A 13,123-nucleotide genomic window follows, 5' to 3' on the forward strand; every position below is an offset into this window, starting at 1 on the left:
AGTCAGGATATTTTTAGTTGAGGCACCATGCTCCACAGGTCGAGCCGTGTTTCTTTCATGGCCTTTAGCAAGGCAAGGCCGGCACTGGTCACGGTGAAGATTCGTTTCCTGCGGCCACCGCGTTCTTTGGTGGCACCACCTACTTTTGACTTCACATAACCCTTGTCTTCCAACCGATACAGAGTCACGTGCACGGCGCTCAGGGTAACGTCGCGCCTGAGGCGTCGTTCAATCTCGTCCGAAATGGCAGCACCATAGGCATCCTCCTGGAGTGCAGCCACGAGTGTGAGCACGAGTTCTTCAAACTCGCCAAGGTATTCTTTTGCCATTTACTTCTATTTTGTTAAGTAAATAAGCAAATTGTTTTTTCATTTGCAAATCCATCGATGCCGGGCCCAGTGGCAAAAAAAAAGTCTACCAATCAATGCTAAGAAACTAAGATACCGTAATTTTATTTTTGAATGGGGTGACACGTTCAGGTTGGCTAACAGTCGATAAATATTGGTGCCTCATTGCTCGATTCCAGCGTCATTAGAAAAGGTGTATTGTCATAATTAAGGCCTGAACGAAAGTGAAATATCTGGTTGCGCTATTCACGGTGCTATTGTTCGGTTGCGATCACGGTCAACCATCCATCATTGACATCGAGGTGCATTTTTTGCTCAAAGACAAAAGTGGTAATAATCTATATGATTCAGCCACTGTTGGTCACTATCACTTCGGCGACATTCGTGTTTACTACATGGATGGCGACAAAAAAACTGAGGTTTATCATTCCAACTATGATGCTCCACGAAATGTATTTTCAATTCAGGAAGGGCCAGTGCCAGCAATCATCAGGTTCTTTCCATATGAAGGTGCGACTTCACAAACAGAGGAGACCATCAATTTAATTCAATGGAAGGTCGGCGATGTAGACACTGTGGTAACCAAGATCAGAAAGGTTGATCAGTCAATGTTTATCGATGAGGTTACCATTAATGGAAAGGATTTGTACATAGAAGGAGTGACCACTCCGTTGGTCATGTTTGGGAACGCGTATGTCGACAGGCTGATCGAACTGATAAAGTAGACTAGAAGGAGCTTCCGGAATGTGTTTTAATAACGGTTTCGAAACAATGGGAGAAATCTAAACGAAAAAACCCGCTTAGAATTAGCTTCTAAGCGGGTTCTTTTCTTTCTGGCGGTCCGGACGGGACTCGAACCCGCGACCTCCTGCGTGACAGGCAGGCATTCTAACCAGCTGAACTACCGGACCAGTTTGTTGTTTTTGTGTGGGTGTGTCCGTTAAGGGAGTGCAAAGATAGCTTTGCCTTTGTTTTCTCCAAAATTTCGGTGGAAAATTTTAACATAAAAGTTCAGCTTCTTTTCAACATGGCTCACTTCGCGCCACTGCTTTCCTTGTGCATCAGCAGCTCCCGCGCCGGTTTCACAGCCAGGCGTGGTCGTGACCGAAGGGTGACAACCAGCAGATCGTGGTCGTTCTGGTGCGGCTTCAATTTTCGAGAGAAGAATGCTGTCTCTCACCAGTTTAGACACCGGTGGATCGTGCCGGTTTGCCGGCGCGTTCAAACGCTTCGATGTCGAGATTTCCATTGACAAAAGCTTTCCTGTGGCCTTAACCATGGAACGCGGTGACAATGATTTTTTTTGTTCTTCGGCGGTCTATGAAAATCTTTTTTTTGCGAAATATTTTTTTGATCACGCAGTCGAATTTATTTCGAAGGGAGCATTTATTGGTGTCGTAGCAGGAGAGAACGACGATGCGCTGTTCACTGAATGTTCAAAGTGAAACGCGAGGACGCCGATAATTCGAAGGAGGGCTACTGATTTTTTTACGTTTTAACCTAACTTTATTTAAGGTAGTTTAGAGTGTTGACCCTCTTCGTTAGAAGACGCAGCGACTCCGACTAACGAAAGTGCTCAAGCTTTCGTTTGCCGGTGTAAAGTATTGAAAATCAAACCAGACCCGATCCATGACAAAAGCATTTGGCTACGTGGCAGCATTGCTGTTGACAACCTTTGTAGCACATTCCCAGCAAACGCCGTCTTTCACGCCCGATGTCTATCGCGAACTTCCCCTGGGCAGCATCCGGCCGCAGGGGTGGCTTAAGGATCAGCTCGTCATCATGCGCGACAACTCTTCGGGGCATCTCGATGAAATTCATCCCAAGATTGGCAACGACAACGGTTGGCTTGGGGGCCGCGGCGATGCCTGGGAAGAAACGCCCTATTGGCTCGACGGCGCCGTGCCCTTGGCCTACCTGCTCGACGACCCCGCGCTGAAAACAAAAGTGCTGAAATACATCAACTGGACACTCGACCATCAACGGCCGTCGGGCTACTTCGGCGGCATCACCAAAGAAGAACGCGAAAAAGGAACACAGGTCACGCCCGACAACTGCGCAGCAGGCGACGACTGGTGGCCCAAGATGGTGATGCTGAAAGTGCTGCAACAATATTATGAAGCCAGCGGCGACAAACGCGTGGTGCCGTTCATGACGCGCTACTATGCCTATCAAAGCAAATCGCTGAAAGCCTGCCCGCTGGGCAAATGGACAGAGTGGGCCACCTCGCGCGGCACGGAGAACGTGATGATGATTCAATGGCTCTACAACATCAACCACGACGCAAATCTGTTGACACTGGCCAGCGAGATTGAAGCACAGTCGTTTCCCTGGAGCGACTGGCTTGGCGGGCGCGATTGGGTGATCGATGCCGCCGCCAACCAAACCGACCAACGGTGGATGAGCCGCCACGGTGTGAACGTGGGCATGGCCCTGAAAGCACCAGCCATAAACTACCAGCGAACGGGCAACAAAAAATACCTCGCCCAACTGCAGACCGGATGGAAGGATCTCATGACCCTTCACGGATTGCCCATGGGAATTTTCTCCAGCGATGAAGACCTTCACGGCAACGACCCCACCCAGGGCAGCGAGCTGTGCGCAATAGTGGAGTCGATGTATTCACTGGAAAAAATCATCGCCATCACTGGCGACATCCGCTATATGGATGCCCTGGAACGGATGACCTTCAACGCCCTGCCCACACAAACCACCGATGACTATAACAACAAACAATACTTTCAAATCGCCAACCAGGTGCAGGTGTCGCGTGGTGTGTTCGACTTCTCGTTGCCATTCGATCGTGGCATGAACAACGTGTTCGGCCTGCGCAGCGGCTACACCTGCTGCACCGCCAACATGCACCAGGGGTGGACCAAGTTTGCCACACACCTTTGGTATGCCACGGCCAAAGGTCTTGCGGCATTGGAGTACAGTCCATCGGATCTGAAAACCAAAGTGAACGGGCAAGACATTGTTATCCACGAAAAAACAAACTACCCTTTCGGCGACGCCATTGTCTTCGAGTTTGAAACGGCCACTCCGGTAGCCATGCCCTTGACCCTGCGCATTCCGTTGTGGTGCAAGGAGGCCACCATCGACATAAACGGACAATTGCCGCGCTTCGTGAAAGGAGGTCAACTGCTGACACTTGAAAACACCTGGAAAAACGGCGACAAGCTCACGTTGAAACTTCCCATGGAAGTGACCACTTCCAACTGGGCGAAGAACTCACGGGCGGTGGAGCGCGGGCCGCTGGTGTATGCACTAAAAATTGAAGAGCGGTGGGAGAAAGGAAACGAGGCTACAGAGGGCGACTACTTCAGCGTCTATCCCGCCAGTGACTGGAACTATGGTGTGCTGGAACAGATCGTGAAAAATCCTGCCACACTGAAAGTGACGGAGGTTTCTGTCGCGACTCCTTTTGTATGGAACCAGGCCCATGCGCCAATATCCATTGCCGTGCCGGCGCGAAAAATTCCGAATTGGAAATTGATAGATGGTGTGGCTCATCAGCCCATCACCACGCGGGTGAATGTGTATCAAGGCGATGTTAGTGCACAGGAGGAAACAGTGACCTTAATTCCGTATGGGTTCACCAAGGTGCGTGTGGTGGCGTTTCCGGTGGTGAAATAAGGACCCCTAATCGATACCGTTTGCGCCAGTAAGATTTAGACTTTCCGGCGCAAGCGTTTTCGGTTATGGTTGTGGCATTTTCGCCGGCGTAACGTGAATGTTATGCCAGCATGAGTAGGATAATATTTTGATAATACGTTTTTGTTTTCGTTGTCTTAAAATCCGTTGACTTTCGCGTTCGGTGAAAGCCTTTTTCTGAAGCAAATGTCGTTGCAGGAAGCAGGCGTCTGTCGAATACGTATGGAAGCAGAATTGAAATCAACCCGGCGAAAACTGAACAATGCCCTGGAGCCGATCAAGGTGATGATGGTGCATCAGAAGCACAAATTGCTGCACGACGAGTGGCTCGTATTTGTGGAGCGTACCCGGTTCAGCGTGCTCAATCATCCCGACGAATACTTCGGTACAGACCTCACCACGGTGCCGGACCTGTCTATGCTGGTAACAAAAATATTCGACGACTTCCTTTCCGAAAACAAAGGGGCGTGACCCCGTCTGTCGAAAATCTGTGATATTTTCAAAGGGCAACTGGCTGTCGCCCGGAATTGTGATTACCTTTCCGGGATTAATCTAGACTAGTGTTGAATGCGCCGGATCATATTGATTCTTTTCCTCTTTGTTAGCCGTTTTTCCACCGCACAACAAGCCTCCCAACCCTATGTGCTCCTCGTGTCGTTCGACGGCTTTCGCTACGACTATGTGTCGCGTTTTCATCCGCCGAATTTTGAGAAGTTCATTCGTCAGGGCACCGCGGCCGAAGGGTTGATCCCTTCCTTTCCAAGCAAAACATTTCCCAATCACTATACCCTGGTCACAGGTCTTTATCCCGGTCATCATGGCCTGGTAGACAATCAATTTTACGATCCACAACTGCACATCCGCTATGCCACGAAAGACAAATCGATCGTGCGCAATCCCGCGTTCTACGGAGGCACACCGCTATGGGTGTTGGCCCGGCAGCAGGGACTCAAAGCAGCATCCTATTTTTGGGTAGGATCGGAGACTGCCATCGGCGGCTATCTTCCCGACTACTATCTTTCCTATGAAGAGTCAATGCCCAACCTGAGCCGGGTGGAACAAACCCTGGCCTGGCTAAAGCTCCCCGAAAAAGAAAGACCTCACTTCATCTCACTCTATTTTTCGTTGGTAGACTATGAAGGCCACAAGACCGGCCCCGACTCCGAAGCATTGAAGCAAACCGTGTTGAAGGCCGACAGCATTCTGGGCCATCTCATGCAAGGCATCGACGCGCTTAACCTTCCCGTGAACGTGGTCATCGTTTCAGACCACGGCATGTCCGATCTCAAAGAAGGCGACGATACCTATGTGACGCTGGGCCAGCTGTTCAACATTGCCGACACCAGCGTGGTCATTTCCAATGGTGGCACACAGGCGCATCTCTACACCTCCAAACCCGATTCGCTCTATGAAGTGTTGAAGCGGCAGGAGCATAACTATACAATCTATAAACGAAGTGCGTTGCCAAAATCGTGGCACTACGATCACCCGCGCGCGGGCGACTTGCTGATGGTGGTGGAACCGGGGCATTACATCCGCCTGGTGCGCGACCCTGCGGTGATCTGGAATCCACACTTCGGCGGCCATGGTTTTGATCCCTACCGCGTGAAGGAGATGCAGGGAATTTTCTATGCGAAAGGCCCCAACATCAAGGCAGGAAAAACCATAGAACCTTTCGAAAACATTCACGTCTATCCCTTCATTGCCAAATTGCTGGGACTGAAAATTACGAGCCAGATCGATGGCCAGGAAAATGTATTGAACGCGGTGTATAAAAAATAGCCGTCCGTCTCTATTGCATGTTCCAGCCTAAGCCAGCGACAACACTTCGCCGTCGCGTGGAATGAGGCATTGACGGGTGAGTTTCTTTTCATCCACTATTTTCTGCAGGTCACTGCGTTTCAGCAGGCAGTGGTTCACGGTGTTCATGTGCACGGCAATCACCGTGGCGTTGGGCTCCTGCTGGCAGACGGTGACCACATCGTTGCCCGACATGGTGATGGGGTCGCCTTGCAGAAACTGTGCAGCGCCGGCATTCACCACTATAAAATCGGGTCTGTGTTCTTTCAAAGCATCGGCCACTTCGGTGCACCAGATGGTGTCGCCGGAAATGTAGATCCGATGCTTGTTGTGTTCCACCACAAAGCCCGAAACCTTTCCCATCTTCGCGCCAATTTCGCCTGTGCCGTGCTGGCCGCCGGTGCGGTATATTTTCAATCCTTTGAAGGTGATGGACTGCTCCACCGGCAACAGGTTTTTGAAGCCGGCCGCAGCCATGGCCTCCGTATCGGAAGGTTGGCAGATGAGCGGAAGGTCTTTGGCAATGAGTTCCTTTGCACGTGCGTCCCAATGGTCGCGGTGGGTGTGGGTCACGGCCACGGCATCAAGGTCCTGAAGAAGCGATTGAAGCGCCTTGTCGTCGAGTGGAAGGTCTACCATGGGGATGCGTTCGGTGGTGGCGGCATTGCCCACCGGGTCCATGGCGTCCTTGGAACTGAGCATGGGGTCTACCAGAATTTTAACGCCACCGGCCTCCAACAGAAATGTGGCGTGTCGCAGAAAGTGAATCTTCATTGCGTCGGTTTTTGCAGACGCTTCGCGCGCCATAAGCGCAGCACCGGGAAGGAGGGTAGCACTGCGAAGAAAATCTCTTCTGTCCATAGGGTAAAAGTATTGATGGAGTTATAAACTTTGAACCTTCACGATGGGTTTCATTCCCTTCTAAATTCACGAACTGCAAACGTTCACACGATGTTGGTTTCTATCAAGCCAATGATTCGTGCTGAAAAATCAAAACAGATTGAACATAAAAAAAAAGCAGATCCTAACGACCTGCTTTTTTCTATTTATGATTTTCGTTTCAGCCAGCGCATTCACACACACGTGCTGCAACGTTTTGCTTATTTCTTTCTCTTCAAAACCTTCTCAACAGCGGCCACAATGTTCTCGGGGCCGAGGCCGTATTTCTTCAGGAGCTGTGTGGGTGTTCCGCTTTCGCCAAACGAGTCGTTCACGGCCACCATCTCAATAGGGGTGGGGTTGAAGCGCGACAATACCTGGGCAATGCTGTCGCCAAGACCGCCGTTGATCTGGTGCTCTTCGCAGGTCACCACGCAACGGGTTTTCTCAACCGATGCCAGCACGGCTTCCACATCGAGGGGCTTAATGGTGTGTATGTTGATGAGCTCCACGCTAATGCCTTTCTCGGCCAGCACAGCTTCGGCTTCAATGGCGTTCCACACCAGGTGGCCGCAGGCGAAGATGGTCACGTCTTTGCCTTCAATCATCTTGTCGGCTTTGCCGATGGTGAAGGGACGGCCGGTGGTGAAGATGGGCCAGCTGGGGCGGCCAAAGCGCAGGTATGTCGGGCCCACGTGACTGCCCAGGGCAATCGTGGCGGCTTTGGTCTGATCGTGATCGCAGGGCACGATAACGGTCATGCCCGGGAGCATTTTCATCATGCCAATGTCTTCGAGTATCTGGTGAGTGGCACCGTCTTCGCCAAGGGTCAGACCCGCGTGTGATGCACAGATCTTAACATTCTTACCGGAGTAAGCGATTGATTGACGGATCTGGTCGTATACGCGGCCGGTCGAAAAGTTGGCAAACGTGCCGGTGAAGGGAATCTTTCCGCTAATGGTCATGCCGGCGGCAAGGCCCATCATGTTCGCTTCTGCGATGCCCACCTGATAGAAACGTTCGGGGAATTCCTTCTTGAAAGCGTCCATCTTCAGGGAGCCGGTCAGGTCGGCGCAAAGGGCCACCACACTGCCGTTTTCTTTTCCTAACTCATGTAAGCCGACGCCAAAGCCGGACCGTGTATCTTTCTTTTCGGTGAAGGTGAATTTTGTCATGAGGTGATGAACGCGTTTAAAGGTTGAAATCGATGGTTGATGCCCGCGATGAGCGTTGCGAAAGTCGCAAAAGTTTTGGACTCTTCCCACAGGCTTTTTTATAAATAATTACTTACAAAATCGGTGTCAGCAGGCGGCATATCGAGTCCACAATCCGGTAGAGGATGAAGCGGTCGGTCCACATGTTGTAGTTCAGTACCCGCGAATACTGAAGGTCTTCGTCGAAGGCCTGGTCCAGGTCGTGGCAGAACTTCGGATCATAGACGAGGGCGGCCATTTCGAAGTTGATGTAGAAGCTCCGGGTGTCCATGTTCACCGTGCCCACAATGGCCAGCTGGTCGTCTATGGTGATGGTCTTTGCATGCATGAACCCGCGCTCATACAGGAACACCCGCACGCCGCCCCGCAGCAAGGGCTTGAGGTAGGAGAACGAGGCATGCTGCACGATGTAGGAGTCGGTCTTGCCCGGCAACATCAGCTGAACATCCACACCATTCGACGCGGCCATCAGAAGGGCTGTCATGATCTGGTCTGACGGAATAAAGTAGGGCGTGGCAATGCGTATGGATTTGTTGGCGCGGTTGATGGCCGCCAGTATAGCCTCCATGCAAAACGGCCGTGGCGAGTCCGGGCCACTGGCCACCATGGTGGCGCGAACGGTGCCGTTTTCGGGGTTGCTGTTTTCGAAGTAGGGCGGCGTGAGCGGAAATGTTTTCCTGGCCGTGAAATGCCAGCTCAGCAAAAACTGCAACTGCAGCTGACTCAGCAACGGACCTTCTACCCGCATGTGGGTGTCGCGCCAGAAGAGCTTGTGTTTGCCGTTGTTCAGGTAGCGGTCGTCCATGTTGATGCCCCCCAGGAACCCCACCTTGCCATCGACCACGATAATCTTCCGGTGATCTCTGAAGTTGGCCTGCGCAGCAAAGGGAAATGTGACGGGCATGAACCGGTGCACGTCTATGCCGGCCCGCTTGAGCCTACGCACCATGCGCTTGTTGTTCTTCGACCCCATGTCGTCTATGACGAGGCGCACTTCCACGCCCGCCTTGGCCTTGCGCATGAGGATGTCTACCACTTTGCGGCCCACGTTGTCGTAGGTAAAAATGTAATACTCGATGTGGATGTGATGCTGGGCGGCCTCAAGCGCTTCGAACACCCGGGGAAATTTCTGTTCGCCGTTCACCAGCAGCTCCACCGTGTTGTTCTCGCTCAGCAAACCCTGGTGCAGGTTAAAGATCAGCTTAGCGGGTGCAATCAGGTCGCCCACGTGCGCTTCGCAGCGTTCGAACCGTTTTTCGAACTCGGGCATGTTGGTGCTCCAGAACCGTTCCATCAGGGGCAACGCACCCACGGCTTTCAGGTTGAAGATGCGCTGCTTGCGATAGTCTCTTCCGAAAAAGTAGTAAACCACCAGGCCCAACACCGGCAGAAACGTAAGCAGCATGATGTAAGCAATGGACTTGACCGGGTTCCGGTTGTCGAGCAGAATGGAGATGATGATGCCAATGTAGGCGAGGAGCAGCGGCAGCCAATACCAACCGTGGATGAGGTCATAGAGCCACTCCCAAACTTCTATTACAGGACTATTCACAACGGTGAAGATAATCCCAATTCCCGATTGAAGGCCACAAAGTTGTTAATGATTTGTTAATCGGCGAAAATCACCCAATAGGTTACAAACCCTGGTGGGGCACAGTGCGTAAAGAACAAGCAGTTAACCCGCCACCACCATGTCGAAAGAAGCCGTTCAAGAAGACACAACAAAAGCCAATCGAAAACTCCTGCTTTGGTTTGTTGTGGCCCTCATCATTGCCGTGCTGCCCTGGATTGTTGTGAGTGTCCTGTAAGTTTCCGGCTCACTTAAACACGTTCACCGACACGGTTTCGCCCGACTGCACGGCGAATTTTTTCAACCCCGTATACTTGCTGCCTGTGGTCTGCTTCACGCGGAAAACAATCTTGTATTGGCCCGGCAAAAGCGTTAGGGCAAACTGCGACTTGAGCTCGTTCAGGTTGCAAACCCATTCCTGCACACCATCATCGCGCAACACATAAAGACTTCCATAGCCCGTGGCGGTGGTGTTGAAGTTCACAACCCCCGGGGCGGGCAAAAGAATGTTCTCCGTCTTGTTGGCTTGGATGTCGATCGTGAAAATTCTGCGGGGCAGGGTCAGCGTTTCAATTTCATATTTGCCTGTGAGGTAGCGAAAGGTTTCGTTGCTTTGTTGTGTGTTGATGATCTCGGCTTTTCCTTTTTCGCGCACCACCGACTGCAGGCCATTGTCTCTTCTTCCTTCCTGTTTAATGATGAGGTTTCCCTGTGGCGCGGGGATGCGGATCACGTTGTGTTTGCCTGGGATGAGGGTGATGTTCCGTTTCACCACGGGCGGCACGGTGTTCACCGTGAGGTCATAGTCCACCACCGGGTCGATCTGCACGGTGTCGGGGCGACCGAGTTTGTCGAGGTAGTGCACAAAGTCATACATGGGTGCGCCGGTAAACGTGTTGGCAAACGTCACGTTCACATTGGTTTCCACGGGCTTGCCGCCGGCATCCAGCAACTCGATGCTCGCGGTGGTTTTGGCGAAGCTGGTTTCGATGGCTTCGTTCAGCACGTTGCTGAATTTTCCGGGCGTGTCGGCGTCGATATACTTGCCCGCACACTCCAGTGTTTTCTCCGAACGCAAGCCCAACCCGATAATGTAGGGACGCAAAAACACACCCTTCTTCTGCATGGCCCGCGACATGGCACACAAATCGCCACCACACGATTCAATGCCGTCGGTAATAAGAATCACAATGTTTCGATAGCCCGGTCCCGCCGGAAAATCGTTGGCCGATTGCTCCAGCGAATAGGTGATGGGCGTCACGCCTTTCGGCTTTATTTCCTTGAGCTTGTCGATGATGAGGCTGTGGTTTTTTCCTTTGAAGGGCACCTCCAGGTAGGTGTCTTTGCAGTTCTTGATTTCCTGTGGCGAACGGTGTCCATACACGCGCAGGGCCAGCTCGAGCTTGCTGTTGCGGCTCAGCGAATCCACGATGTGCGTGAGGATCGATTTGGCCACGCTCCACCGTGTTTGGTTGGGACGTTCCCATTGTTCCAGCATGCTGCCCGAAGCATCGAGCAAAAACAGGATGCGCGTTTTGTCGGGCAACTTCTGTTGCACTTTGGTTTGTGCCATCACGCCCTGCGCCAGGGCGCAAAGTACAACCACGAATAGCATACGTTTTAAAATACCCGCGCGAACCGTTCTCATTGGGGAAAGTTAAGATGCCGGGCCAAGGATACCAAGGGCAAGGGCATAACTGTGTTGCGCGGTAAATTCAGGCATAAAAAAAACGCAACGGCTTTGATTCACCGTTGCGCGTTGCAATGTTATTCGAAGATGGCGTCTTAATAGTCGCCCAGTGTCAATTCAAGTTGTGCGAGGGCTTTGGCCAGTTCGTCGTCGTTGGGAGCCACGCCGTGCCATTTGTGCGAGCCTACCATGTAGTCTACGCCGAAGCCCATTTCGGTTTTCATAAGGTTCATCACCGGCTTGCCTTTTTTGGCTTGTGTCTTGGCAAACTCCAGGGCCTTCACAATTTCGTCCATGTTGTTTCCGTTGCTGTCGATCACCTCCCAGCCAAATGCTTCCCATTTGGCTTTCAGGTCCAGCAAGCTGAGGATTTTGTTCACGGGGCCGTCAATCTGCTGGCCGTTATAGTCGATAGAGGCAATAACGTTGTCCATTTTGTTGTGGGCGGCATACATGGCAGCTTCCCATACCTGGCCTTCCTGCAATTCGCCATCGCCCATAAGCACAAACACAAAGCGGTCGTCGCCGGCCAGCTTTTTGGCTTGCGCGGCGCCGAGGGCCACCGAAAGGCCCTGGCCCAGCGAGCCGGATGCAATGCGGATGCCGGGAAGATGTTCGTGTGTGGCCGGGTGACCTTGCAGGCGTGAGTTCAACTGACGGAACGTGGCCAGCTCTTTCACGTCGAAGTAGCCCGAACGGGCCAGCACCGAATACCAGACCGGAGAAATGTGACCGTTGCTGAGGAAGAACATGTCTTCACCTTCGGCCTTCATGTTAAACTTGGGATCGTGTTTGAGGATGTGAAAATACAAAGCCACAAAAAAGTCCGTACAGCCCAGCGATCCACCGGGGTGACCCGATTGGCAGGCGTGCACCATGCGCACAATGTCGCGGCGCACTTGCGAAGCAATTTTCTTCAGTTGAGGGATGTCGGCAGTTTGGCTCATTGATTTCTCACAGTTTTGCTGCGAATATACCGCACGCCCTAGCCTTCACCAAATGGAGTGGGAAGAATACTTGTATTTTTTACACACCGCTTTTAACCTCTACCTAGATGATTTCCCGGACGCTGTTGCCTATGCGGGGTGGTGAGGGTTATTCATCCGGTTCGCGTTGTACCCGCTTAGCAGGTATGTACGGCTGAAGTATTTAGGAAGAACCGACAACCCGGATTTTAACCACAGATAACCCACACCTTTATAAGACTGGGTTATCTCTGGATTATCTATGGGTCATGTGTGGGTTATCTCTGGGTTATCCTACCATGTGTTTGGTAAAAACCATGGCATAGCCATGATGCGGTCAACCGCTTTCCTGGAATGACAAGAATGTAAATCTGGAGATGAGGTTAATAGACGCCCGCCGTTATTGGGTGTTACTCAAAGACGCCATGATCAAATATCCGCGACTATTTCTTTTTCGGCGCCGTTTTTTTCGCCGGGGCTTTCTTGGCGGCTATGCTCTTTTTTGCGGGTGATTTTTTAGGCGCAGTCTTCTCTGCCGGTGTGGACACGGTTTCTTTTTTCAGAATCTGATCGGTGTGATTTTTTGTGTTCACCTTCTCGATGATGTCTTCAATGACACCGGCTTCGTTGATGATGAACGTGACGCGCGCGGTGCCCATATACTTGCGGCCATACATGGATTTCTCCACCCAGGTGTTGTAGGCTTCGTGAAGTTTTTTGTCGGTGTCGGCGAGGAGCCGGAAGGGGAGCTTTTCTTTGGCGATAAATTTCTGGTGGGCCTTTTCGGTGTCGGTGCTCACGCCCAGCACTTCATAGCCTTGCTTCAACAGCACGTTGTAGTTGTCGCGGAGGTTGCAGGCTTCGGCGGTGCAGCCGGGCGTCATGTCTTTGGGATAGAAATAGAGGACGAGCTTTTTGCCTTTGAAGTCAGCCAGTTTCACGTCGTTTCCATCCTGGTCTTTCACAGAGAAAGCAGGAGCTTTGTCGCCAATTTTGAGTGCCAT

The 13,123-nt window shown here is 51.9% G+C and carries 12 protein-coding genes, 1 tRNA gene and 1 pseudogene; 5 read left to right on the forward strand and 9 right to left on the reverse strand.

Going from position 1 to position 13,123, the window contains the following annotated elements:
- Positions 1–2 precede the first annotated feature (2 nt).
- Positions 3–329 carry a PadR family transcriptional regulator gene (locus tag JI741_RS20220; protein WP_202012916.1) on the reverse strand — a complete coding sequence of 109 codons (327 nt, stop codon included), beginning with the start codon at positions 327–329 and terminating at the stop codon, positions 3–5.
- 242 nt (positions 330–571) lie between these two features.
- On the opposite strand from JI741_RS20220, the gene JI741_RS20225 reads away from it, so the two are divergent.
- Positions 572–1,072, forward strand: coding sequence for a hypothetical protein (locus JI741_RS20225; protein ID WP_202012917.1), 501 nt, complete (start codon positions 572–574; stop codon positions 1,070–1,072).
- 109 nt (positions 1,073–1,181) lie between these two features.
- Here the strand turns inward: JI741_RS20225 and JI741_RS20230 are convergent.
- Together JI741_RS20230 and JI741_RS20235 are read right to left on the reverse strand one after the other, a co-directional pair.
- Positions 1,182–1,258, reverse strand: a tRNA-Asp gene (locus tag JI741_RS20230).
- A gap of 29 nt (positions 1,259–1,287) precedes the next feature.
- Complete coding sequence (locus JI741_RS20235) at positions 1,288–1,596, reverse strand: hypothetical protein (RefSeq protein ID WP_236676185.1); 309 nt, start codon at positions 1,594–1,596, stop codon at positions 1,288–1,290.
- 16 nt (positions 1,597–1,612) lie between these two features.
- Between JI741_RS20235 and JI741_RS32605 the strand changes: the two genes are divergently transcribed.
- The 4 genes from JI741_RS32605 to JI741_RS20250 all read left to right on the forward strand — a co-directional run bounded on the left by JI741_RS32605 (position 1,613) and on the right by JI741_RS20250 (position 5,783).
- Positions 1,613–1,792 carry a hypothetical protein gene (locus tag JI741_RS32605; RefSeq protein WP_236676186.1) on the forward strand — a complete coding sequence of 60 codons (180 nt, stop codon included), beginning with the start codon at positions 1,613–1,615 and terminating at the stop codon, positions 1,790–1,792.
- A gap of 184 nt (positions 1,793–1,976) precedes the next feature.
- Positions 1,977–3,983: a beta-L-arabinofuranosidase domain-containing protein gene (locus tag JI741_RS20240; protein ID WP_202012919.1), complete on the forward strand. Its 2,007-nt coding sequence runs from the start codon at positions 1,977–1,979 to the stop codon at positions 3,981–3,983.
- A 240-nt stretch (positions 3,984–4,223) separates the two neighbouring features.
- Entirely contained in the window at positions 4,224–4,472 is a 249-nt protein-coding gene (locus JI741_RS20245) for a hypothetical protein (protein ID WP_202012920.1), read from the forward strand.
- 96 nt (positions 4,473–4,568) lie between these two features.
- Complete coding sequence (locus JI741_RS20250) at positions 4,569–5,783, forward strand: alkaline phosphatase family protein (protein ID WP_202012921.1); 1,215 nt, start codon at positions 4,569–4,571, stop codon at positions 5,781–5,783.
- Positions 5,784–5,810: 27 nt separating this feature from the next.
- Here the strand turns inward: JI741_RS20250 and JI741_RS20255 are convergent, their stop codons facing one another.
- The 6 genes and pseudogenes from JI741_RS20255 to bcp form a co-directional block, all read right to left on the reverse strand.
- Positions 5,811–6,662 carry an MBL fold metallo-hydrolase gene (locus tag JI741_RS20255; RefSeq protein WP_202012922.1) on the reverse strand — a complete coding sequence of 284 codons (852 nt, stop codon included), beginning with the start codon at positions 6,660–6,662 and terminating at the stop codon, positions 5,811–5,813.
- Between the two features lie 239 nt (positions 6,663–6,901).
- The gene (locus JI741_RS20260) at positions 6,902–7,855 is read right to left on the reverse strand and encodes a transketolase family protein (protein ID WP_202012923.1); all 954 of its coding nucleotides are present in this window, start codon (positions 7,853–7,855) and stop codon (positions 6,902–6,904) included.
- 112 nt (positions 7,856–7,967) lie between these two features.
- Positions 7,968–9,446 (reverse strand): cardiolipin synthase, encoded by a 1,479-nt coding sequence (gene cls, locus JI741_RS20265; protein WP_202012925.1) that lies wholly within the window; start codon positions 9,444–9,446, stop codon positions 7,968–7,970.
- Positions 9,447–9,711: 265 nt separating this feature from the next.
- Complete coding sequence (locus JI741_RS20270) at positions 9,712–11,079, reverse strand: vWA domain-containing protein (protein ID WP_202012926.1); 1,368 nt, start codon at positions 11,077–11,079, stop codon at positions 9,712–9,714.
- Positions 11,080–11,249: 170 nt separating this feature from the next.
- The gene (locus tag JI741_RS20275; RefSeq protein WP_202012928.1) at positions 11,250–12,101 is read right to left on the reverse strand and encodes a transketolase; all 852 of its coding nucleotides are present in this window, start codon (positions 12,099–12,101) and stop codon (positions 11,250–11,252) included.
- Between the two features lie 575 nt (positions 12,102–12,676).
- Positions 12,677–13,123, reverse strand: a pseudogene (bcp, locus tag JI741_RS20280) (thioredoxin-dependent thiol peroxidase); the annotation flags it as partial.

The sequence above is a fragment of the Chryseolinea lacunae genome (assembly GCF_016735595.1).
GTDB lineage: Bacteria > Bacteroidota > Bacteroidia > Cytophagales > Cyclobacteriaceae > Chryseolinea > Chryseolinea lacunae.

Bases quoted from the DNA above. Each gene is read 5' to 3' on its own strand.
- JI741_RS20270 (WP_202012926.1), bottom strand. From the start codon at position 11,079: ATGCTATTCGTGGTTGTACTTTGCGCCCTGGCGCAGGGCGTGATGGCA.
- JI741_RS20260 (WP_202012923.1), bottom strand. From the start codon at position 7,855: ATGACAAAATTCACCTTCACCGAAAAGAAAGATACACGGTCCGGCTTT.
- JI741_RS20255 (WP_202012922.1), bottom strand. From the start codon at position 6,662: ATGGACAGAAGAGATTTTCTTCGCAGTGCTACCCTCCTTCCCGGTGCT.
- JI741_RS20245 (WP_202012920.1), top strand. From the start codon at position 4,224: ATGGAAGCAGAATTGAAATCAACCCGGCGAAAACTGAACAATGCCCTG.
- JI741_RS20250 (WP_202012921.1), top strand. From the start codon at position 4,569: ATGCGCCGGATCATATTGATTCTTTTCCTCTTTGTTAGCCGTTTTTCC.
- JI741_RS20240 (WP_202012919.1), top strand. From the start codon at position 1,977: ATGACAAAAGCATTTGGCTACGTGGCAGCATTGCTGTTGACAACCTTT.
- JI741_RS20275 (WP_202012928.1), bottom strand. From the start codon at position 12,101: ATGAGCCAAACTGCCGACATCCCTCAACTGAAGAAAATTGCTTCGCAA.
- JI741_RS20235 (WP_236676185.1), bottom strand. From the start codon at position 1,596: ATGGAAATCTCGACATCGAAGCGTTTGAACGCGCCGGCAAACCGGCAC.
- JI741_RS20220 (WP_202012916.1), bottom strand. From the start codon at position 329: ATGGCAAAAGAATACCTTGGCGAGTTTGAAGAACTCGTGCTCACACTC.